Source organism: Sphingomonas phyllosphaerae, from assembly GCF_029623345.1.
GTDB classification, from domain to species: Bacteria; Pseudomonadota; Alphaproteobacteria; order Sphingomonadales; family Sphingomonadaceae; genus Sphingomonas; species Sphingomonas phyllosphaerae_C.
This window is the reverse complement of the sequence record NZ_JAPYKH010000006.1, coordinates 61047-82991: the sequence shown is the minus strand read 5'-3', so window position 1 is coordinate 82991 and position 21945 is coordinate 61047. Positions and strand designations below refer to the sequence as shown.

Below are 21945 nucleotides of genomic sequence, written 5' to 3'. Positions count from 1 at the left end.
ACAGATCGAGCGCGGATAGGGCCGCTCAGCTTTTCTCGCCCGCCACGGCGCGCCAGCCCGCCGCCGCGTAGAGCGCGCAAGCGGTCCAGATCAGTGCGAAGCTCAGCAGTTGCGCCGGGCGAAGCGGCTCGCCGAAGATCAGCACCGCCTCGAGGAACTGCAGCGTCGGCCCGATATATTGCAGCAGCCCCAACGTGGCATAGCGAAGCCGCCGCGCCGCCGCGGCGAACATCAGCAAGGGTGCCGCGGTCACCGCGCCGGCGAGCACCAGCAGCACGTCGATGCGCGTGGTCTGACCGAAGGCGCCGCTGCCGTGCGCATGGGCCCAGCCGACGATCGCGACCGCAGGCAGCAGCAGCAGCGCGGTCTCGATCAGCAGCCCGCCGAGCGCGTCGATCGCCACCACCTTGCGAATCAGCCCGTACAGCCCGAAGCTCACCGCCAGCGTGAGCGAGATCCACAGCGCCCCGCCGCCGTCGAGCGCGAGCAGCACCACGCCCGCTCCGGCGATCGCGACCGCCCCGGCCTGCACCCGTGTGATCCGCTCGCGTAGTACCGCGACACCCAGCAGCACGTTGAGCAGTGGATTGATGAAATAGCCCAAGCTCGCCTCGAGCACATGGCCGTTCTGCACCGACCAGATATAGACGAACCAGTTGACCGCGATCAGCAGCGCGGTCGCGGTCAGCAGCGCGAGCGTGCGCCCGCGCGCCCTCGCCAGGATCGCGCGCCCGCGCCCCAGCGCGAGGACGATCGCGACGAGCAGCAGCAGCGAGAAGATCACGCGATAGGCCAGCACCTGGAGCGGCGGCACCGCGTCGAGCAGGTGCAGGTAGAGCGGCAGCAGCCCCCAGCAGACGAAGGCGCCGACGCCGAGCAACAGGCCGGTGCGGGTCGAGGCGGGAGGGTCGGACATGCCGCGACCCTTCGCCTGCCGTATCGCACGGCGCAAGTCGTCACGACGGCGTCATGACCCGGGGTGGCGAGCCCGGCTTGCGCGCATCGCGATGTCGGCGGTACCGTGAGGCGCGTTGCCGCCCCTGTCCGCACCGCCTACAGCCGCGGGCGATGCTCGTGCGCCTGGTCCTCACCGATGTCCGCAACCACGCCGCGCTGAGCCTCGCCCCCGCGCCGGGCTTCGTCATCCTCACCGGCCCGAACGGCGCGGGCAAGACCAACGTGCTGGAGGCGGTATCGCTGCTCGCGCCGGGCCGGGGGTTACGCCGCGCCGCTCTCTCCGAGATCGCGCGCGCCGACGGGCCGGGCGGCTTCGGCGTGGCCGCGACGCTGCGCGACGGCGTCGAACTCGCCACCGGGGCGATGGCGGGGGCCCCCGAGCGACGGGTGGTGCGGGTCAACGGTGCCGCCGCGGGCGCAGGCGCGCTGGCCGAGCGCGTCGCGGTCTTGTGGCTCACCCCGGCGATGGACCGGTTGTTCACCGAGGCGGCGGGCGAGCGCCGCCGCTTCCTCGATCGGCTTACGCTGGCGCTCGCCCCCGAGCACGCGCGCCACGGCACACGTTACGAGGCCGCGATGCGTGACCGCAACCGGCTGCTCGCCGAGCCGACGCCCGACCGCGATTGGCTCGCCGCGCTGGAGGCGCAGATGGCGCAGCACGGCGCCGCGCTCGACGCCGCGCGCCGCCGCACCGTCGCGGCGCTGGGCGAGGCGCTGGCGGCGCAGCCCGCGGGCGCGGTGCCGCGGGCGGCGCTGGCGCTCGCCGGCTGGAGCGGCGACACCGAGACGCTCGCCGCCGAGCTGCGCGCCGGCCGCGCGCGGGACGCCGCGGCGGGGCGCACGCTCGCGGGACCGCACCGTGCCGACCTGCTCGTCACGCACGTCGACAAGGCCCGTCCTGCCGCCAGCGCCTCGACCGGCGAGCAGAAGGCACTGCTGCTCGGCATCGTCCTCGCCCACGCCGAGCTGGTCGCGCGCGCCACGGGTCGTGCGCCGCTGCTGCTGCTCGACGAGATCGCCGCGCATCTCGACCCCGCGCGCCGCGCCGCGCTGTTCGAACGGCTCGCCCCGCTTGGCCAGGTGTGGATGACGGGCACCGAACCCGAACTGTTCGCCGCGGCGGGCGAGGCGACGCGTCTGGCGCTGTGATCGCGCGACCGCGAGCGGGCCGCGCGGTCCGCGTGTCGCAGCGGCGTTGCCTCGCACGAGAAAAGCGCGCAGGCCGCGATGACCATCCGGCGCCGCGCGCCGCACGCAGGAACCACGCCGCTGACCGAGCCATCTTCTCCCGTCGCCACCGAACGTGCCTCGGCGGCGGGCGCCGGCGAGTGGCGACGGGGCTGGCCGCTGGTAACGGCGGCGATGCTCGGCGCCGGGCTCGGCCCCGGCCTCTACCAGAATCTGTCCAGCCTGTTCACGCCGGGGCTGGAGCGTAGCTTCGGCTGGTCGCGCGGCGAGATCGCCACCGCCGCCGGGCTCGCGCTGCTCGGCGCGCTCGCGGCGCCCCTGATCGGGCGCACCGCCGACCGGGTCGGCGTGCGGCCGGTGATCACCGCCTCGATGCTGCTGCTCGGCATCGCCTATCTGTGGCTCGCCTCGATCGGTGGTGCGATCTGGCGTTATCAGATCGGCGTTGTTCTGCTGGTGCTCACCATCCCGGGAACGAGCAGCCTGGCCTACGGCAAGCTGATCGCGGCCGCGTTCGAGCGGCGGCGTGGGCTCGCGCTGGCGCTCGGCACCTCAGGGCTCGCGCTCGCCACGATCGTCGCCGCCCCTGCGCTCGGCTGGGTGATCGGCCATTACGGCTGGCGCTCCGGCTTCGTCGCGCTGGCGGCTGGCAGTTCGGTGCTGGCGCTACCGCTGATCCTGCTCGCGATCCGCCGCGCGCCGCGCGCGATCGTCGCGCCGCGCGCGCCGCCCAGCGAGGCGAGCGGCGTGTCGGCGCGCGACGCGCGGCGCGACCGGCGCTTCTGGATCCTGGTGACCTCGGCATTGCTGATCAACGCCGCCACCACCGGGCTGGTGACCCAGCTGGTGCCGATCGGGATCGAGTTCGGCCAGAGCGCGGCGCAGGCGGCGCTGCTGCTCACCGCCTTCGCCGCGAGCGCGATCGCGGGCCGGCTGATGGTCGGCATGCTGGTCGACCGACTTCGGCCGCAGCCCGTGGCGGCGGGGTTCGCGTTGGTGTCGGCTATGGCGTTCGTGCTGCTCGCACTCGCACCACAGGGACAGGCGACGTTGCTGCTGCTGGTCTTCCTCGCCGGGCTGATGAACGGCGCGGAGAACGACCTGCTGCCCTTCTTCGCGGCGCGGCTGTTCGGCTTGCGCGCCTATGCCGAGATCTACGGCACTGCGATGCCGCTGGCGCTTTCCGGCACAGCGGTGGGGATCATCGGCTTCGGCCGGCTGCACGACGCTACCGGCACCTACACGCCCGCGCTGGCGTGCGGTGCGGGCGCACTGCTGCTCGCCTGCACCTGCTTTCTGCTGCTGCCCGACCGCGCGCTGCCGGGGCGTGGCGAGACGTTCTGACGGAAGAGCTGGCGTGCACGTCGTGGGAACGTTGCTCAGAGACGAAGCAGCGACAGGGCCTGCCTGCCTGTTCGTGCCGAGGAGCCGCTGAGCCTGTCGACGCGACGTCTCGAAGCACCATCCCACCCACGCAGCACAGGCGCGTCGAGACGAGCTTTCACGAGCTCAGCCTCTTCGCAGCGCGAACGCGAGGAGGACAGGCGAAGTCCGCTCCAGGGCGGCCGCGCTCGCTGGAGAAGCGTCATTCATGACAGCGCCGGCTGACGATACCCGCCCGCCATTCCGACCCAAGACGAACCGAAATTTACTTCGCGCGCGCTGGCAGGCCGCGGGCCAACCATCCTAGAGCTTTCCGCGGATGGGTATACCGAATCACCGCGCCGGCGCCGAGTGGCGCGCGGGCTGGCCGCTCGTGCTGGGCGGGCTGGTCGGCATGGGCGCGGGTCCGGGGCTGTTTCAGAACATCTCGAGCCTGTTCATCCCCGGACTGATCGCCGAGTTCGGCTGGACGCGCGGCGAGATCGCCACGGCGGCTGGGGCGGGGCTGCTCGGCTGCGTCGCCATCCCCTTCTTCGGTCGCGCCACCGACCGCGCCGGGCCAGTCCCCGTCATCGCCTTCTCGCTGCTGCTGCTCGGCGCCACCTATCTCTCCTTCACGCGGCTGGCGGGCGAGCTGTGGCATTATCAGGTCATGGTGCTGTGTCTCGCGCTCGGCGTGCCCGGCACCAGCGCGGTCGCCTACGGGCGGCTGATCGCGACCCGCTTCGTCGCGCATCGCGGGCTGGCACTCGGCGTCGCCACCTCAGGCCTGTCGGTGACCACCCTATTGATGCCGCCGATCGTCGGGGCGGCGATCACGCGAGACGGCTGGCGCGGCGGCTTCGTCGTCCTCGCTTGCTATGTCGTCGCGGTGGCGCTGCCGCTGACCCTGCTCGCGCTGCGCCGCGCCGGTCCGGTCGCGCCCATGGACACGGCGCGCGGTCCCAGCGCGCAGGCGGCGCGGCGCCAGGGGCGCTTCTGGCGGCTGGGGCTGACCGCCTTCTGCGTCAATTTCGCGACGGTCGGGCTGGTGACCCAGCTCGTGCCGCTCGGGCTCGAGCGCGGGCTGGACGCGATCGAGGCGGCGCTGCTCGTCACCGCCTTCGGCAGCGCACAGCTGGTCGCGCGAGTCGCGATCGGCGCGCTGGTCGACCGGCTCGCACCGCACCGCGTCGCCGCCGTGGTGGCGCTGGTGTCGGCGGGCGGGTTCGCGCTGCTCGAGCTGCGCGCGCCCGGTTTCGCCGCGCTGTGGCAGATCGTGTTCGTCGCTGGGCTGATGAACGGCGCGGAAAACGACCTGCTGCCCTTTTTCGCGGCGCGGCTGTTCGGGGTCGGCGCGTACGGCGAGACGTACGGCTCGCTGCTGGTGATCGCCCTGCTCGGCACCGCCACCGGCGTGATCGGCTTCGGGCGTTTGCGTGACGCGACCGGCGCCTATGATCTCGCGCTCGCGCTCGGCGCCGGGGCGATGGTGGCGGCGGCGCTGCTGTTCCTCTCGCTGCGCCAGCGCGCAGGCGGCTGAGCGATGCTCGACCGCCGCCGCCACCCGCCCGGGCTTGCCTTCACGACCTGGCGCGCGCGCGACGGCTGGGGCTTGCGCGCTTATGACTGGCCCGCGCCGGCGTCGCGCGGACGGCTGCTGTTCCTCGGCGGACGCGGCGATTTCGCCGAGAAGTACCTGGAGGCGATGGCGCATTGGCGCGGGCGCGGGTGGAGCGTCACGGGCTTCGACTGGCGCGGCCAGGGCGGTTCGGGCCGGGTCGGACGCGATCCGCTGGTCAACCACCTCGACAGCCTCGATCCGCTGCTCGACGATCTCGCCGAGTTCGTCGCGGCGCGGCCGGCGACGGTGGCGGTGGCGCATTCCATGGGCGCGCACCTGCTGCTGCGACTGCTTGCCGAGAAGCGCGCGCGCTTCGACGCGGCGGTGCTGTCGTCGCCGATGCTGGGGCTGCGCGCCGGCCCGCTCGGCACCCCGGCGATCGCCGCACTCGCCGCAGCGGCGGCTCGTACCGGTCGCGGCGAGCGGCGCGTGTGGGACGGCGACGCGGGCAACGTCGGCGGACGGATGACCTCCTGCCCCGAGCGCCAGGCCGACAAGGTCTGGTGGAAGACGAGCCACCCGCAGATCGCCTCGGGCGCGCCGAGCTGGGGCTGGACGCGCGCCGCCTGCGCCTCGATCCTCCGCCTGCGCCCCGCCGCGCTCGCCGCGGTGGACACGCGCGCGTTGCTGCTGGTGTCGCGGCGCGATCCGATCGTGTCGCCACGCGCGGTGACCCGCGCCGCGCGAATCCTCCCGCTCGGCCAGCTCGAGCTGCTGCCCGGTCGCGGCCACGAGCTGCTGCGCGAGGCCGACCCGATCCGCGAGCGCGTGCTGGCGCGGATCGACCAGTTCCTCGGCTGAACGGGGCGCCATTTCGCTTCCGTTAGGAGGGCGCCGTGCCTATATGCCCGCTATGGCAGAACAGCAGAATTCCAGCGAGTACGGCGCCTCCTCGATCAAGGTGCTGAAGGGCCTGGACGCGGTGCGCAAGCGTCCCGGCATGTACATCGGCGACACCGACGACGGCTCGGGCCTCCACCATATGGTGTTCGAGGTGAGCGATAATGCGATCGACGAGGCGCTGGCGGGCCATTGCGACCGGATCGACATCACACTCAACGCCGACGGCTCGGTCTCGGTGACCGACAACGGCCGCGGCATCCCCACCGGGATTCATCCCGAGGAGGGCGTGTCGGCGGCCGAGGTCATCATGACCCAGCTCCATGCCGGCGGCAAGTTCGAGAACACCAGCGACGACAATGCCTACAAGGTCTCGGGCGGGCTCCACGGCGTCGGCGTCTCGGTGGTCAACGCGCTGTCCGAATGGCTCGACCTGACGATCTGGCGCGACGGCGAGGAGCATTACATGCGCTTCGCCCATGGCGACGCGGTCGCGCCGCTCAAGGTGGTCGGCAAGGCCGAGGGCATGAAGGGGACACGCGTCACCTTCATGCCCTCCCCCGCCACCTTCAAGATCACCGAGTTCGACTTCGACAAGCTCGAGCACCGCTATCGCGAGCTGGCCTTCCTCAACTCAGGCGTGCGGCTGTTCCTCACCGACGCGCGGCACGAGGAGCCCAAGCAGGTCGAGCTGTTCTACGAGGGCGGCATCGCCGCCTTCGTCCGCTATCTCGATCGCAACAAGCAGCCGCTCTTCCCCGATCCCATCTCGGTCGCGGGCACGCGCGATCATGTGACGATCGAGGTCGCGCTGGAGTGGAACGACAGCTATTACGAGAACGTCCTCGCCTTCACCAACAACATCCCGCAGCGCGACGGCGGCACCCACATCGCCGCGTTCCGCGCCGCGCTGACCCGCACGCTCAACAATTACGCGGAGAAGTCGGGGCTGCTGAAGAAGGAGAAGGTCAGCCTCACCGGCGACGACATGCGCGAGGGGCTCACCGCGATCGTCTCGGTCAAGCTGCCCGACCCCAAGTTCAGCTCGCAGACCAAGGACAAGCTCGTCTCGTCTGAGGTGCGCCAGCCGCTCGAGAGCCTGATGGCCGACAAGATGGCCGAATGGCTCGAGGAGAATCCGCAGCACGCCCGCTCGATCGTCGGCAAGATCATCGACGCCGCCGCCGCGCGTGAGGCGGCCAAGCGCGCGCGCGAGCTGACTCGGCGCAAGGGCGTCATGGACATCGCCTCACTCCCCGGCAAACTGGCCGACTGCCAGGAACGCGATCCCGCCAAGTCCGAGCTGTTCCTGGTCGAGGGTGACTCCGCCGGCGGCTCGGCCAAACAGGGACGTGATCGCCACTTTCAGGCCATTCTCCCGCTGCGCGGCAAGATCCTCAACGTCGAGCGCGCGCGCTTCGACCGGATGCTGGGCTCGAAGGAGATTGGCACGCTGATCCAGGCGATGGGCACCGGCATCGGGCGTGACGACTTCAACCTGTCCAAGCTGCGCTATCATAAGATCGTCATCATGACCGACGCGGACGTCGATGGCGCACATATCCGCACCTTGCTGCTGACCTTCTTCTACCGCCAGATGCGCGAGATCATCGAACAGGGCCATCTCTACATCGCGCAGCCGCCGCTCTACAAAGCGACGCGGGGGCGATCGGAAGTGTACCTCAAGGACGACGCCGCGCTCGACGAATATCTCGTCGACGCGGGGGTCACCGCGATGGCGCTCGACCGCGGCGCGGAGGCGCTCACCGGCGCGCACCTGCGCCCGCTGGTCGAGCATGCACGACGCATGCGGACGCTGATGCGCTACGTGCCGCGGCGCTACGACCCCGTCATCATCGAGACACTGGCGCTGGGCGGCGCGCTCGCCCCCGACCTGTCGCGCGAGGCGCGCGCCGCCGCGGTGGCCGAGGTGACCCGCCGGCTCGATCAGGGTGACAGCGAGGCGACGTGGAGCGCGGGGCTGACCGAGGAAGGCGGCATCCATTTCGAGCGTTTGTGGCGCGGGGTGACCGATCACCACATCGTCGAACCGGCGTTCCTCTCCTCCGCCGAGGCGCGCAAGATGCACACGCTCGCGTCCGAGCAGGCCGAGAATTTCGCGCATGCCTCCAAGCTGGTGCCGGTGAAGGGCGCGGCCGTCGAGACGCCCGCTGACGCGATCGCCACCGACGAGGAGGGCGAAGAGACGGTAACGGTCGGGCGCGGCGAGTCGCTCGTGGCGCGCCCGTCGCAGCTGCTCGACGGGATCCTGGCGGCGGGACGCAAGGGTCTGGCGATCCAGCGCTACAAGGGACTCGGCGAGATGAACGCGGAGCAATTGTGGGAGACCACGCTCGATCCGTCGAACCGCTCGATGCTCAAGGTGGCGATTGACCAGGCCGACGTGGCCGACGAGATCTTCACCCGGCTCATGGGCGACGTGGTCGAGCCACGCCGCGAGTTCATCCAGGAGAACGCGCTCAGCGTCGCCAACCTCGACGTCTGAAGACGGGCGGCGCCGGTGCGCGGCGCGACAGCAGGATCGAACGAGGCGGGTTCGTGCTCCGGCGCAGGCCGGAGCGCGAGCCACATCGATGGTATTCTCCTCCTCGGCCCTGCCATGCAACGACTTGCTGGCGCTTCAATCGGCCGAGATCATCCGCCGCGGATAGCCCTTTCCATCGAACGAGGCCCTCGTCAGTCCTGCCTTGCCGCCCGCCGCGACAAGTAAAAAAGACGGCACCGCTGGTGCATAACTACCAGGAAACAATCTAGGTTAATATGGTTCTTCCCACATCAGGGGAGATAGACCATGAGAACTTTAGTAGCTGTCGCATTGTGCTTGACCCTGCTCGGCGCGACGTCGGCGTGCGTCGACCCGTCGGCGCGCATCGCGTCCTCGCTGGAAGGCTATGGCTTCGCGCCCGATCAATCGACCTGCGTCGGCGAGCACCTCGAGAAAAACCTCTCGCTCGGTCAGCTGCAGCAACTCGGCCGCGCCGCACGTGCCGCGCGTGTGGGCGACACCACGCCGGGCCGCCTGACCGTTGGCGATTTCGTCCGCGTCGCGGGTCAGGTGAAGGACCCCAAGGTCCCGCTCGAAGTCGCCCGCGCCGCTGCGGGCTGCGGCATCGTCACCGCGCCGCCCGCGCTCTGACGCGCGGTCTCACGCTACACAAAGGGGATCTAAACCCATGAACGATGTCACCTATGCGGGCGGCCAGGTCGTCTCGAACGGCCGCGAGATCGGTGCACGCCTGCTCTATTATGTCGAGGAATGGGGACCGCGCATTGTCGCGGCGCTCGTCATCCTGCTGATCGGCTGGCTCGCCGCGCGTGCGATCAAATGGGCGGTGGCGAAGCTGGTCAATCGCACGCCGCTGGCGCGCCACGCCAACGCCGCCAGCCTCGGCGAGCGCCATCCCGACAGCATCGGCGTCCAAGTGGGCGACGCGGCCTATTGGGTCGTGCTGCTGATCGCGCTGTTCCTCGCCGTCCAGCCGCTCGGGTTGACCGGCGCGACCGGGCCGCTCGGTGACATGCTGCGCGGCTTCGGCCAAGCGGTACCGCACATCATCGGCGCGAGCCTGATCTTCTTCCTCGGCTATGTGCTCGCCAAGGTCGCGCGCAAGGCAGTCGAGGCGGTGGTCACCGCCAGCCACGTCGAACGCCTCTCCACCAGCCTGGGGGAGAGTGCTCCGGCCGACCCGTCGATGCTGCCGCGCACGCTCGGCGCGATCGTGTTCGCGCTGATCATCATTCCCGTCGCGATCGCCGCGCTGGACACGCTCAACATCGCCGCGATTTCGCAGCCCGCCACCGCGATGCTGCGGCTGATCCTGGACGCGATCCCGCACGTCATCGCCGCCGCGCTGATCCTCGCGGTCGCTTATGCCATCGGCAAGTTCGCGTCGCGGCTGCTGACGCAGTTCCTCGGCACCACCGGGTTCGATCGCGCGATCGGCGCCACCGGCCTGTGGTCGCAGGCGACGGCGAGCGAGTTGGGCGCAGCGCGCGCCGGTCTCCGCCCAAGCGCATTGGTCGGCAAGGGCGCGTTCGTCGCGGTGCTGATCTTCGGCCTGATGGAGGCGTTCCGCCAGCTCGATTTCGCTTATGGCTCGCGCATCATGGCCGAGGTACTGGCGCTCTTCGGCCAGGTGGTGTTCGGCTCGATCATCATCTTCGCCGCGGTGATCATCGCGCGCCTCGTCGCTCGCGTGATCGAGCATCAGGGGCAGAGCGGGGCGCACGCCGCCGCGCCGCTGGTACGGGTCGCGATCATCGTGCTCGGCACCGCGATCGGGCTGCGCTTCATGGGACTGGCCGACGACATCATCAACATGGCGTTCGGGCTGCTGCTCGGCGCGGTCGCGGTCGCCGCGGCGCTGGCCTTCGGGCTGGGCGGCCGCGAGGCGGCGGGCCGCGTCGTGGCGCGGCTGCTCGAGCGCGTTCCGGCCGATCGCGACCTGACCGCGGCACCTGCCACGCAGCACAGCCCGGCACCGCGTGCCGCACCGTTCAACCCGCAGTTCAATGAAGGAGACGATCGATGAACACTGATACCCTCGCCGGCGCAGCGACCGACCTTGGCGGCAAGATCAAGGAAGGCCTGGGCAGCGGCACTGGCGACAAGAGCCTGCGCGCGGAGGGCAAGGCCGACCAGCTCGGCGGCCAGGCGCGGCAGAGCTACGGCGAGGCCAAGAATGCGGTGGAGGACACGATCCGTCCCGCGATCGACTATGCGCGCCAGTTCATCCACGAGCGGCCGTTCACCGCCGCGGCGCTCGGCGGCGTGCTCGGGATCGCGCTGATCAACACGCTGCGCGGCAAATGATCGCGCGGGGCGAGGTGCCGGCCGGCGCCTCGCCCACCCCTTCGCTCGCTTCCGCTCTTGCTCTCTCGTCCGCGGCGATCGTCAAGACCGTCACGCTCGCTCCCCGGCCTCGCCCGATCGCCGCCGCCGGGCGCCTTGCGGCCGAGGCCTTCGGCACCTTCTGGCTCGTCGCCGGCGGCGGCGGCGCAGCGGTGCGCGCCGCCGGCAGCGCAATGCCCGGTTCGAGCGGGCTCGTCGGTCGTTGGCTCTTCGGCCACGAGGCGCGCGGCCAGTCCCCCGGTCAGACCAGCGACAGGCCGATCGAGCGGTTGGTCGACGCCGATCGTGCCGCCACGCCGCGCTGGACCGCGCGGACGGCTGATCGCCGCCGGCGGCCTGCCGTAACGGATTGACGGAGCGCGCCATTTCAGCTCCTACGGGCATAAGGGCCGGGGAGAGGACAGAATGACGCAAGCGATCCAACGACGTTCGCTGCTCGCGGGCGCTGCTATCGGCGGCATGGCGCTAGCGAGCGGCCCGGCGAGCGCGCAGCGCGCCGCCGCGACGACCGCGCCGGAGGTCTATGAGCTGCGCACCTACCATCTGGTGCGCGGGCCGATGCGCGAGCGGCTCGACACCTATCTGCGCGACGCTTTCATCCCCGCCGCGCGCCGCGCCGGCTGCGGTCCAATCGGCGTGTTCACGGTGGCGATCGGCTATGGCACCCCGGGGCTCCAGGTGCTCGTGCCGCACCCGACGATCGCGGACTTCGCGACGTTGCCCGACCGGCTCGCCGCCGACGCGCGCTACACCGCCGCGGCCGCACCCTTCCTCGGCACCACGCCGGATGCGCCGCCTTTCGTGGCGCTCGACGTCAAGCTGATGCGCGCGTTTCCGCATTTCCCGCGGGTCGAGCTGCCTGTCGCGACCGCGGGCAACAAGGGGCGCATCTTCGAACTGCGCACCTATTACAGCCACAGCGAGCGAGCGGGCACGACCAAGATCGGCATGTTCGACACCGGCGGCGAGATCGACATCTTCCGCCGTACGGGTCTCACCCCGGTCTTCTTCGCGCAGGACCTGACCGGCGCGCACCTGCCGAGCCTGACCTACCTGCTCACCTTCCCCGACCTGGCGACGCGCGAGCGCAACTGGGCGACTTTCGGCTCGGACCCGGCGTGGCGCAAGCTGATCACCACGCCCGGGCTGACCGATCCCGAGATCACCTCGGCCGCCGACAACCAGATCCTCAGCCCGACCGCTTACTCGCAGATCTGAGGCGGCGGCGCGAGGAGGATGGGCTTCGTTGATCGCCCGCTAGTAACATTCGTCGTCCGTAGCAACGGGTGTACGATGTCGGGTAAAAACCACTCCCCTCCCCTTCAAGGAGGGGTCGGGGGCGCGGCGGTTCCAAACACGCCGCGCTGGTGAAAGGATCCCGCCCCAACCGCTCCCCCTACAGGGGGGGGCTTGCCTGCGTGAGGACGGCGACGCTCCCTAGTCGAGCGACAGTGGCAGTGTCGCGGTGAACACCACGCCCTCGCGTCGGTAATCGACGTCGGCGCTGCCCCCCGCCTCGCTCGCTAGCACGCGGCGGATCAGCTGCGTGCCGAAGCCGCTGCGCTCGGGCGCGACCACCGGGGGGCCGGCGCGCTCGATCCAGCTGAGCCGCAGCAGCGCGGGCGTGGCGCGGTCGATCAGCTCCCACGTCACCTCCACCACGCCCGCGGCATTGGAGAGCGCGCCATATTTGGTCGCATTCGTCGCCAGCTCGTGCAGCGCCAGCGCGAAGGCGACGACGAGATGCGGCGGCAGGCTCAGCGCGGGGCCGTTCAGCACGAAGCGCTGGACGTCGTCGATGCCGAAGGGCGCCAGCGTACGCTCGAGCAGATCGCGCACCGAGGCGCTGGCGAAGGCCTCGCTGACGAGCAACTCGTTGGCCGCTGCCATCGCCTGGATCCGCGCCGCGATCGTCTCGCCCGCGTCCTCGAGCGAGCTGGCGCGGCGAAGCGTCTGCGCCACCACCGCCTGGAGCGAAGTGAGCGTGTTCTTGACGCGGTGGCTGAGCTCGCGCGCCAGCAGCGCGCGATGACCCTGGTCGCGCCGGCGCTCGGTGACGTCCTGCGTGGTGCCGACCAGCGCGATCGGCGTACCGTCGGCGCAACGGTTGGCCTGGCCGCGCACCTGCACCCAGCGCTCCTCTCCCGACGGCAGGGCGAGCCGGTACTCCGCGTCGAGCATCGTGCCCTCGGCGATCGCGCGCTCGATCGCGGCGGCCTGCATCGCACGATCGTCCGGGTGAATCGTCGCCTGCAACTCCTCCAGGCTGAGCGAATCGTCGGGACGACGGCCGCAGATCGCCTTGCAGCTGTCCGACGCGATCAGGTGGCGCGTCTCGAGGTTGAGGCTCCACGTGCCGAGCCGCCCCGCCTCCAGCGCCAGCCGCAGCCGCTGCTCGCTCGCCTGCAGCTCTGCGGTGCGGCGCGCCACCTCCGCCTCCAGCTCGTCGCGGTCGCGCTTGAGCCGGGCAAGCCGCTCGCGCTCCTCGGTGACGTCATATTGCGAGGCGAAGTAGAAGGTCAGCACGCCGTCGTCGCTGAACACCGGGGAGACCAGCAGGCGGTTCCAGAAGGTGGTGCCATCCTTGCGATAGTTGAGCAGCTCCAGCTCGATCGGCTTGCGCAGGTCGATCGCGGCGCGCAGCCGCGCCACCTCGCTGCGATCGGTCGCGGCACCCTGAAGGAAGCGGCAATTCCTGCCGATGATCTCGGCCCGGTCGTAGCCGGTCAGCCGCGCGAACGAGGCGTTGGCGAAGACGATCGGATTGTCCGGCTGGCGCGGGTTGGTGATGAGCATCGGCATGCGCGTGGTGCGCACGGCCGAGGAGAACGGGTCCGGCCCGTTGCCCGCGCGCACCAGCTCGCGGATGATCCGCGCCTCTTCCTTAAAGTCGGGCAAAGTCTCGATGTCCCCCGCGGCGATCGAGTCGAGTCGCAAAATCCCTAATATGGGTTAGGAAGTCGCGGGGGAAGCGTTCGTTGCGCGGGACCGGCTCACCCCGGTCGTGATCGCGCGCGGCGTCCAGCATCAGCAGCCGACACCATGCCTTGCGCGGAGCCTGGCGCCAGCGTGAAGGGCAATCCTCAGGCCGAGGCGAAGAACTTGGTGCCGGCGACGCCGACGATGATCAGCGCGATGAAGCCGACCTGCGCCAGGTTGAGCGTTTCGCCGAACAGCACCACGCCGAGCAGCGTAACGCCGACCGCACCCAACCCCGTCCACACCGCGTATGCGGTGCCCGCGGGCAGGCCGCGCATCGCCAGCGCGAGCAGCCCCATGTTGACGAAGCTCAGCGCGATAGGGATCGTCGAGACAAGGATGCCGGGGCGCATCGCCGCCCATTTCAGGCTCAGTGCCCAGATGATCTCGGTGACCACGGCAATGCCGAGGATGAGCCACGCCATGAGGAGGTTCCTTCTCGCGGGCTCGGTGGAGGTTATAGCGGCCGGAAACCCGAAAGAGGCCGCGAAGGCGCGCCCGATAGTTGCTCGCGCCGGTGCTGTCCAGAGCGGCGTCACTCGGCTCGGCTGCGCGCTCACGCACGCAGGAGCAAAAACAACACGAAGGCTTATAGGTCTGTTTCGTAGGTTTGGGCAGCATTCCGCCATGGCGAAGAAAAAACGTTACCTGAGCGCGACGCTGTCCGACGGCTATGTCAAGACGATCGGGCCAACCGCGGCGCCGCTGACGCATTATTGGCGCATCGTCGCGCAGCTCCACAACGGGCGCACCGAGGTGTTCTGGGGACACGAAACGTCGCACCGAGCGGCGCTCGCCAAGCGCGCGCCAGCGGAGGAGGCGGCGAAGCAGCGCGGATGGCGATCGTTCGACTTCGAAGTGGTCGCGTTGCAGGAATACGACTGACGGACCATCGCCGGACACATAACAGTGCCAGCATCCGCAACCGCTCCGGGATATTCTTCTCACGCAGCAAAGCGCTGTACGAGAAGAGGAAAACACCATGACTGTCGAATATCCTCCGGTCGTCCCCGGGCCGCATCACCGCCTCCAGCACGCCGACTCGCCTGCTTCGGGTGCGCGGACGTTGTTCCAGCTCGACCAGCTCGACGTGAGCTTCGATCCCGCGCTGGAAACGTTGTGGACCTATATGCGCCCGCGCACGCGGCCGAGCTTCAACCCCGACCTGCTCCGCGACTTCGTGACCTGGCAGGACGATATCGAGCTCGCCTGCGCCAGCGGCGCCATGCCGATCCGCTACCTCGTGCTTGGCTCGCGCTTTCCCGGCGTCTTCTCGCTCGGCGGGGACCTCGACCTGTTTGCGCAGCATATCCGCGCGGGCGATCGCGAGTCACTGGTGCGGTACGGCCGTGCCTGCGTCCAAATCCTTCACCGCAACATGACCGGGCTCGACCGGCCGATCGTCACGATCGGTCTGGTCGAGGGCGACGCTTTGGGCGGCGGTTTCGAGGCGCTGCTGTCGTTCAACGTCGTCATCGCCGAGCGCGGCGCGAGCTTTGGCCTGCCCGAGACGTTGTTCGGGCTGTTCCCGGGCATGGGCGCGCACTGCTTCCTGTCGCGCCGGCTGAGCGCCGCGCGCGCCGAGCAGATGATCCTGAGCGGGCGGACGTACCGGGCGGAGGAGCTCTACGACATGGGGCTCGTCCACGCGCTCGCCGAGCCGGGCGCCGGACGCGGCATGGTGGCTGACTATATCCGCCAGAACCGCCGCCGCCACAGCGCGCATTGCGCGATCTACGAGGCATCGCGTGCGGTGAACCCGCTTCCGCTCGCCGAGCTGGAGGCGGTGGTGGAGCTATGGGCCGACGCCGCGCTGCGGCTGAGCGAATCGGATCTCAAGCTGATGCGGCGGCTGACCGGCGCGCAGAGCCGCCTGCTCGAGCGCGCCGCAGCCTAGGCATTTCCCGCGCGCAGCCGCGTGCCGGCGAACAGGGCCGCGACCATGTCCGCCGGCATCGGCCGCGCGAGCAGATAGCCCTGCACCGCATCACACCGCGTGCGGCGCAGCTGGTCGAGCTGCGCCGCAGTCTCGACGCCTTCGGCCACGGTTCGCATCCCCAGCTTGGCGGCGAGATCGACCACGGTCTGCACGATGGCGATCGACGCCGGGCTATGATCGAGGTCGGTGACGAAGGAGCGGTCGATCTTGAGCGTCTGGAACGAAAAACGCGTGAGATAGCTCAGCGCCGAATAGCCCGTGCCGAAATCGTCGAGCGTGGTGTTTACCGCCAGGCGATTGAGCACTTTGAGCGCAGCGAGCGAAGAGTCGACGTCCTCGAGCAGGACCGACTCGGTCACCTCCAGGTGCAGCCGCTGCGGCGCCAGCCCGGTCGAGTCGAGCGCGCTGATCACCACCGCGGGCAGGTTGCTCTCGCGCAGCTGCACCGGTGAGAGATTGACTGCGACGGAGATATGCACCGGCCAGTCGCGCGCGGTGCGGCAGGCCTGGTAGAGCACCCAGTTGCCGATCGCGACGATCTGGCCATTATCCTCCGCGATCGGGATGAACTCGGCCGGCGACACCGCGCCGTGGCGCCGGTTGGTCCAGCGCAGCAGTGCCTCGCACGAGGTGATCCGATCGCCTACGAGATCGTAGATCGGCTGGTAGGCAAGGTGGAACTCGCCGCGCTGCAACGCGCCGTGCAGCTCGGCGGCGAGCTGGCGCCGACGCTCGATCTTCTCGTCCATTGCCGGTTCGTAGAGCGACATCTGGCCGCGCCCGCTCTCCTTGGCGCGGTACAGCGCGAGGTCGGCGTTCTTGAGCAAGGTGTCCGCATCGGTGCCGTCGCGCGGCGCTACCGCGACCCCGACCGAGACGCTGGAGCGCAGCCGGTGACCATCGCATTGCGCCGGTTCTCCCACCACCTCGAGCAACCGCCGCCCGATCGCGACCGCCTGCTCGGGGCTGTCGAGCGCACAGACGATGGCGAACTCGTCGCCGCCCAGCCGCGCGACGGTGCCGCAATCGGTGAAGGTGCGCCGCAGCCGCTCCGCCACCGCGACCAGCAACGCATTCCCGGCGAGATGCCCGAAGGTGTCGTTCACCTCCTTAAAGCGGTCGAGATCGAGCCAGAGCAGGGCGAGCAATCCGCCGTTCGCCTCCACCGCGGCGAGCCGCGCCTCGAACTGCTCGCGAAAAGCGGTGCGATTGGCCAGCCCGGTCAAGTCGTCGCGCCGCGCCATATTGGCATTGTGCTCGGCCAGGGCGGCTTTCTCGTGCGAGACGACCACCGCCCGCAGGATCGCCTCGTAGGTCTGCAGCGTGATCTCCATCATCGCTACCACGAACAACAGGATCACCGCCGCGAGCACCGCCTTGAGCGGATCGAACGCGATCAATAGTCCCACGACCAGCGGCAAGGAGGCGCCGCACAGCTGGCACAGCGCGATCGAGGGTCGCGCCGCGTTGCGCCCGGCGATCCCGGCCGCGTAGCCGATCGCGGTGGTGACCGCGAGCAGCTGGAGCACGCCGTCGTCCGCTCGCGTGAGCGTCAGCAGCCCGAACAGCCCGAGCAGCCCGGCGTAGCTCAGCGCGCCGAGCCGGTAGCCGCGCTCCTGCCGCCGCGCCGCCGCCCCTGCTCCAACCTTGACCTCGGCCCCCTGGCGATGCAGCCGCACCGCGTCGACGATGCGCACGCCACCGATCACGCCGATCATCGCCGCGCAGGCGGTGAGCCAGCGATCGCGGCTGACGGCGGCCACCACGGTGGCGATCACGCTGCTGGTCAGCGCGCCGATCACCAGCGACTGCGGCGAGGCATAGAGCGACTCGACCAACGTGGCGCGCGCCGCCGCGGTGATCCGCTCGTCCGAATGTCGCAACTGCCGCAGCCGGTGGATCAAACGCGCCATAACTTCCTCATGCGCAGCAACTATCTACCTTCTCGAAAGACTCACCTTAACCGGCGTTGGTATCCAGCGGTGACCAGGCCTCCGCCGGGGAGGCGCGTCGCGGCCGCAGCGACGCACAGGTCACTGTCCCAAAACGAACCAGAAGCATCGGGTGAGCGACCGTCGTCGCGACAGGCGTCTTGACGAGCGACCGACCGCGCCGGCGCCGCGCACCCCGCAGTCCGCAGCAGAGCGAGCGCCACGCGCGTGCCACGCTCGGCTTCGTGCTCGTCTCACTCCGCCGGCCGTTCACTTTTCGACACACGATCAACGCTGTTTCCCTCCCGGCCTGATCGCGTAAGGCGTTGATTAACCATTCGGTGCCGCCAGTCCCTGCGCGGTGACGGGCACCGTGACGCCGGCCTCAGGGAGAGCCCGATGATCCATGACAGAGCGGCCCTTGCCGCGCTCGCTTTCTCCGCACTCAGCCTGCCGGCGGCAGCGCAGGTGCTCGAACCGCCCGAACGGGCCATCCGCTACGACGCCCCGAGCGCGATCTCGCCCTCGAGCGCCAACGCGACCGTGTCCGCCGCCACCGTGCCGCAGGCGATGGAGCGGCTCGACCGCGACGACGCCACGCTCGATGTCTCGCTGGGGGGCATCTACGGCGAGGGCGAGTTCGGCACCGGCTCGACGACGACGATCTGGAGCTCCGCGCTCGGTGCGCGGTTGCGGCTGAACGATCTCACGCTCTCGGCCTCGCTGCCGTGGATGCGGATCCGCAGCCGCTCCACCGTCTTCACCGGCATCGACGCCACGCCGGTGCTGGTCGCGCCCAATACCTCCGCGGTGAAGCGCACCGCCGAGGGCATAGGCGATCTCACGCTCGGTGCCGCCTACACGATCGCGCCCGCGGGTAGCCCGGTGGAAGTCGAGCTGTCGGGGCGGGCCAAGATCAACACCGCGACCCAGCGCAGCGGCCTCTCCAGCGGGGAAAACGACTATGCCGTCGGCGCCGACGCGTCGCTGCCGCTCGGCGCGGTGACGCCGTTCGTTTCGGTGACCTATCGCTTTCTGGGCGACACCGCGCTGTACGAGCTGCGTGACGGCCCGGCGGCCTCGGCCGGTGCCTCGTTCGCGATCGGGCGCGACGCCTATCTGCTGACCTCCTACCATTATGCGCGCGCGGCGACGCGCCTCGTCGAGGACGCGCACGAGCTGTTCGCGGGCGCTTCGACGCGGCTCGCGGGAACACCGTTGCGGCTGACGGGGTTCACCACGGCAGGGCTGTCGCGCGGTGCGGCCAGCTTCTCGGCGGGCCTGGCCGTCTCGGTGGGATTGTCACGAGCGCGCGAGTGAGCGCACCAGCATGGGGGTATTGAGCGAGTGACGGGCGGCGATCACGCGAACGAGCCGGAACGGGTCTACGCGATCGGTGACCTGCACGGCCGCTTCGATCTGTTCCGCGCGCTGATGCGCACGATCGAGCGCGACCATGCTGCACGCGCGCCGTCGGCGACGCGGATGGTGTTGCTCGGCGATATCATCGATCGCGGTCCCGACAGCGCGCGGCTGGTGCGCGGCTGCATGCGGCTCAGCCAGCTCAATCCTCGCTTCACCGTTCTCAGGGGCAATCACGAGGAGATGATGGTGCACGCGCTGCGCGGCGACCTCTGGGCTTTTCGCGCCTGGCTGGATTTCGGCGGCCGCGAGACGCTGCTCAGCTGGGGCGCGTCACCCGCGCTGACCGACGACATGCCGGGAATACGCGAGCTGCGTGCGGCGGCGCAACTGGTCGGCCGCGACGTGATCGACTGGTTGGCGCGGCTGCCGCTGACGCTGCGCCACGAGGATCATCTGTTCGTCCACGCGGGAATTCGGCCCGGCGTCGCGCTCGAGCGCCAGGTGCCGCGCGACCTGCTGTGGATCGGCGAGGAGTTCCTCGAAAGCGAGGAGGATCACGGCGCCACCGTCGTACACGGCCACACCATCGTCGAGAACGGACCGGAGGTGCGCGGCAACCGCGTCGGGCTCGACACGGGCGCGTATCGCACCGGTCGCCTTACCGCCATGGGGCTGGAGCGCGGCAAGCGCTGGTTTCTGGAGGCGACGGGCACGGCCATGCCGGTGCGGGCGGTGATCCGAGAGGCAGCTGAGCACCGGCAAACGGTGGCGGCATGGTGACCCGCCCGACCGCCGTCTTCGAGGACGAGCAGCTCGACGCCGCGCTGTTGGCAGTGCTCGGAGAACCCGTAGCCGGCGACGCCGACGGCAGCGTCGCGCCGTCGCCGCGCGGCGTGGCTCGCTCGCTTGCGGGATCGCGCCGCGCCTCGGCGACGCTCGGTCTCGCCGCGGTGGGCGCGATCGCCGGCCTCGCCTTCCTGACTCTCGCGCGCGACGAGACTCCCGATCGTCCGCGCGTCCGAGCGGCCGCGCCGAGCCAGCGTGCGGACGCGACGAGCGCCGGCAGCGCGCTCGGCCGCATCGCGCCCGCGCCCGTCGCTTCCACCCGCGTGATCGCAGCGAACGTCCCCCGCCCGCGCTCGGTCGCGCAGCCTACGGCGCTGCCCGCCGCTGTCACCCGCGTCGCGCGCACCCTCCACCGTACCGCCGTTCGGGAGGAGGTCACACGCCGACCCGCCGTCGTGCTGCCGGACCAGATGGTTGATGCGGTCGAACCCGCGGCAATAGCGATCTCGGCGCCCGCGGCACCCTCGCCTCAGCCGACGAGCAGCATGGTGGTTGATTCCAGTCTTCCCCCAGCGGCGGCGGTCCTCGGCGCCCCGACGCAGCGCGCCCGACGCGACTCTGTGGTGGCGATCCGAAGCTTTCGCCGGCAGTGGTGAGCGCATGTCGCGGCCAGGCTGTGTAGCGCCGGCAAGGGGACTTGATCGGCCTCGCCTGACGCGGCGCTCCGCCGCGTTACGGCAGCGCTGCGCTGCGGGGCACCTCCCCTGGCGCTAGGCTCCGGCGTCTGCCGAGCGTGATCGCGAGCCTCCCGCGATCCCGGCCCTGAGCGTGGATTTATCGTGCCGCGAGCGCCTGAACCGTTCCTTCTGCGGAATGTCGTGCTTTGCCCTGGCTTCGGCACGCCAAAGGCGGGTCCGGCGGCGCCGACCTCGTTTGCGCTCTTATGCAACGGAGGATCGACTGAATGCCGGCACAGCTTAGCACGGCGAGCGGCCGACATCGTCTCGCTGGCAGAACACATAGTCTATAATGCGCATCTATTCGCCCGATCATGGAACGATCATCTTTACCTTCGTCAGCACGACATACGAAGGAGACCTTTCATGACCATTCTCGTCATCGGCGCCACCGGGCGCGTCGGCCAGCACGTCGTCGATCAGCTGCTCGTCCGCGACGCCGACGTCCGCGTCCTGACGCGCGATCCCGCGAAGGCAAGCTTCCCCGCCGCGGTCGAGGTCGTGAAGGGTGACCTGCTCGACATCGACTCGCTGCGCGCAGCGCTCACCGGGGTGAGCACGCTGTTCCTACTCAATGCCGTCACCGGCGATGAATTCACCCAGGCGCTCATCACGCTCAACCTCGCGCGCGAGGCCGGGATCGACCGCATCGTCTATCTCTCGGTGTTCGGCGCCGACGAGGCGGTCAACGTCCCGCATTTCGCGGTCAAGTCGGGCGCCGAGCGGATGCTGGCGGCGATGGGCGCGGGCGCCACGATCCTGCGCCCCACCTACTTCATCGACAACGAGGCCATGGTGAAGGACGTCATCCTGCAACACGGCGTGTATCCCATGCCGATCGGGGGGAAGGGCGTGGCGATGGTCGACGCGCGCGACATCGCCGAGGTCGCCGCGATCGAGTTGGTCCGCCGCGAGCGCGCCCCCGTCAAGCTGCCGCTCGAGACGATCAACCTGGTCGGCCCGGAGACGCTGACCGGCGCCGGCGTCGCGGCGATCTGGTCCGACGTGCTCGGCCGCCCGATCGTCTACGGCGGTGACGATCCGAGCGGCTTCGAGCAGAACATGGCGAGCTTCATGCCTCGCTGGACCGCCTATGAGATGCGGCTGATGGCGGAGCGCTACGTCAGCGACGGGATGATCCCGCACGACGGTGATCGCGAGCGCCTCATCCGGCTGCTCGGCCGCCCGCTGCACGATTATCGCGAGACCGCTCAGCGTCTGGCCTTCTCCTGAGGTTCACTCGCGCGGCGAGAGTTGCGCGCCGCGCCACCGGCGAGGGCCGGTGGCGCGGGATAAGCTTAAAGCAGAAGGTTCGCAGGAACGCCAAACCCTGCCTCTTGCGAGAATTTCGATAGATAGCTAAC

General features: G+C 70.0%; 20 protein-coding genes. 16 read left to right on the top strand and 4 right to left on the bottom strand.

Features of this window, described 5'->3' with window-relative positions; translation table 11 throughout:
* Positions 1–25: 25 nt before the first annotated feature.
* Positions 26–916: an EamA family transporter RarD gene (rarD, locus tag QBJ89_RS07915; RefSeq protein ID WP_277979984.1), complete on the bottom strand. Its 891-nt coding sequence runs from the start codon at positions 914–916 to the stop codon at positions 26–28.
* Positions 917–1068: 152 nt separating this feature from the next.
* Here rarD and recF point away from each other — a divergent pair, with 152 nt between their 5' ends.
* The 10 genes from recF (at position 1069) to QBJ89_RS07865 (ending at position 12062) form a co-directional block, all read left to right on the top strand.
* Positions 1069–2106, top strand: coding sequence for a DNA replication/repair protein RecF (gene recF / locus QBJ89_RS07910; protein WP_277979983.1), 1038 nt, complete (start codon positions 1069–1071; stop codon positions 2104–2106).
* Between the two features lie 78 nt (positions 2107–2184).
* A complete protein-coding gene (locus QBJ89_RS07905; RefSeq protein WP_277979982.1) occupies positions 2185–3489 on the top strand; it encodes an MFS transporter in 1305 nt (434 codons plus the stop codon).
* Positions 3490–3847: 358 nt separating this feature from the next.
* Positions 3848–5050: an MFS transporter gene (locus tag QBJ89_RS07900; RefSeq protein ID WP_277979981.1), complete on the top strand. Its 1203-nt coding sequence runs from the start codon at positions 3848–3850 to the stop codon at positions 5048–5050.
* 3 nt (positions 5051–5053) lie between these two features.
* Entirely contained in the window at positions 5054–5932 is an 879-nt protein-coding gene (locus QBJ89_RS07895; protein WP_277979980.1) for an alpha/beta hydrolase, read from the top strand.
* A gap of 52 nt (positions 5933–5984) precedes the next feature.
* Entirely contained in the window at positions 5985–8477 is a 2493-nt protein-coding gene (gene gyrB / locus QBJ89_RS07890; RefSeq protein ID WP_277979979.1) for a DNA topoisomerase (ATP-hydrolyzing) subunit B, read from the top strand.
* A 336-nt stretch (positions 8478–8813) separates the two neighbouring features.
* The gene (locus QBJ89_RS07885; RefSeq protein ID WP_277979978.1) at positions 8814–9128 is read left to right on the top strand and encodes a hypothetical protein; all 315 of its coding nucleotides are present in this window, start codon (positions 8814–8816) and stop codon (positions 9126–9128) included.
* Positions 9129–9165: 37 nt separating this feature from the next.
* The gene (locus tag QBJ89_RS07880) at positions 9166–10524 is read left to right on the top strand and encodes a mechanosensitive ion channel (RefSeq protein ID WP_277979977.1); all 1359 of its coding nucleotides are present in this window, start codon (positions 9166–9168) and stop codon (positions 10522–10524) included.
* Positions 10521–10805, top strand: a complete 285-nt coding sequence (locus QBJ89_RS07875; RefSeq protein ID WP_277979976.1) for a CsbD family protein — start codon at positions 10521–10523, stop codon at positions 10803–10805. Before QBJ89_RS07880 ends, QBJ89_RS07875 begins: the two co-directional genes overlap by 4 nt.
* Entirely contained in the window at positions 10802–11197 is a 396-nt protein-coding gene (locus QBJ89_RS07870) for a hypothetical protein (RefSeq protein WP_277979975.1), read from the top strand. Before QBJ89_RS07875 ends, QBJ89_RS07870 begins: the two co-directional genes overlap by 4 nt.
* 52 nt (positions 11198–11249) lie before the next feature.
* Positions 11250–12062 (top strand): NIPSNAP family protein, encoded by an 813-nt coding sequence (locus tag QBJ89_RS07865; RefSeq protein WP_277979974.1) that lies wholly within the window; start codon positions 11250–11252, stop codon positions 12060–12062.
* Between the two features lie 219 nt (positions 12063–12281).
* Here the strand turns inward: QBJ89_RS07865 and QBJ89_RS07860 are convergent, their stop codons facing one another.
* On the bottom strand, positions 12282–13781 hold the full coding sequence (locus tag QBJ89_RS07860) for a PAS domain-containing protein (RefSeq protein ID WP_277979973.1): 1500 nt from the start codon (positions 13779–13781) through the stop codon (positions 12282–12284).
* Between the two features lie 146 nt (positions 13782–13927).
* Positions 13928–14248 carry a DMT family transporter gene (locus QBJ89_RS07855; RefSeq protein WP_277979972.1) on the bottom strand — a complete coding sequence of 107 codons (321 nt, stop codon included), beginning with the start codon at positions 14246–14248 and terminating at the stop codon, positions 13928–13930.
* Between the two features lie 202 nt (positions 14249–14450).
* Between QBJ89_RS07855 and QBJ89_RS07850 the strand changes: the two genes are divergently transcribed.
* The gene (locus tag QBJ89_RS07850; RefSeq protein ID WP_277979971.1) at positions 14451–14708 is read left to right on the top strand and encodes a hypothetical protein; all 258 of its coding nucleotides are present in this window, start codon (positions 14451–14453) and stop codon (positions 14706–14708) included.
* A gap of 97 nt (positions 14709–14805) precedes the next feature.
* Positions 14806–15720 carry a crotonase/enoyl-CoA hydratase family protein gene (locus QBJ89_RS07845; protein WP_277979970.1) on the top strand — a complete coding sequence of 305 codons (915 nt, stop codon included), beginning with the start codon at positions 14806–14808 and terminating at the stop codon, positions 15718–15720.
* Here the strand turns inward: QBJ89_RS07845 and QBJ89_RS07840 are convergent.
* Complete coding sequence (locus QBJ89_RS07840) at positions 15717–17675, bottom strand: putative bifunctional diguanylate cyclase/phosphodiesterase (protein WP_277979969.1); 1959 nt, start codon at positions 17673–17675, stop codon at positions 15717–15719. The genes QBJ89_RS07845 and QBJ89_RS07840 overlap by 4 nt on opposite strands.
* A 417-nt stretch (positions 17676–18092) precedes the next feature.
* Here QBJ89_RS07840 and QBJ89_RS07835 point away from each other — a divergent pair, with 417 nt between their 5' ends.
* The 4 genes from QBJ89_RS07835 (at position 18093) to QBJ89_RS07820 (ending at position 21814) form a co-directional block, all read left to right on the top strand.
* Positions 18093–19013 carry a hypothetical protein gene (locus tag QBJ89_RS07835; protein WP_277979968.1) on the top strand — a complete coding sequence of 307 codons (921 nt, stop codon included), beginning with the start codon at positions 18093–18095 and terminating at the stop codon, positions 19011–19013.
* A 27-nt stretch (positions 19014–19040) separates the two neighbouring features.
* On the top strand, positions 19041–19838 hold the full coding sequence (locus tag QBJ89_RS07830) for a metallophosphoesterase family protein (RefSeq protein WP_277979967.1): 798 nt from the start codon (positions 19041–19043) through the stop codon (positions 19836–19838).
* Complete coding sequence (locus tag QBJ89_RS07825) at positions 19832–20500, top strand: hypothetical protein (RefSeq protein ID WP_277979966.1); 669 nt, start codon at positions 19832–19834, stop codon at positions 20498–20500. The genes QBJ89_RS07830 and QBJ89_RS07825 overlap by 7 nt, the downstream gene beginning before the upstream one ends.
* A gap of 447 nt (positions 20501–20947) precedes the next feature.
* Positions 20948–21814, top strand: a complete 867-nt coding sequence (locus tag QBJ89_RS07820) for an SDR family oxidoreductase (protein ID WP_277979965.1) — start codon at positions 20948–20950, stop codon at positions 21812–21814.
* The last annotated feature ends 131 nt before the right edge of the window (positions 21815–21945 follow it).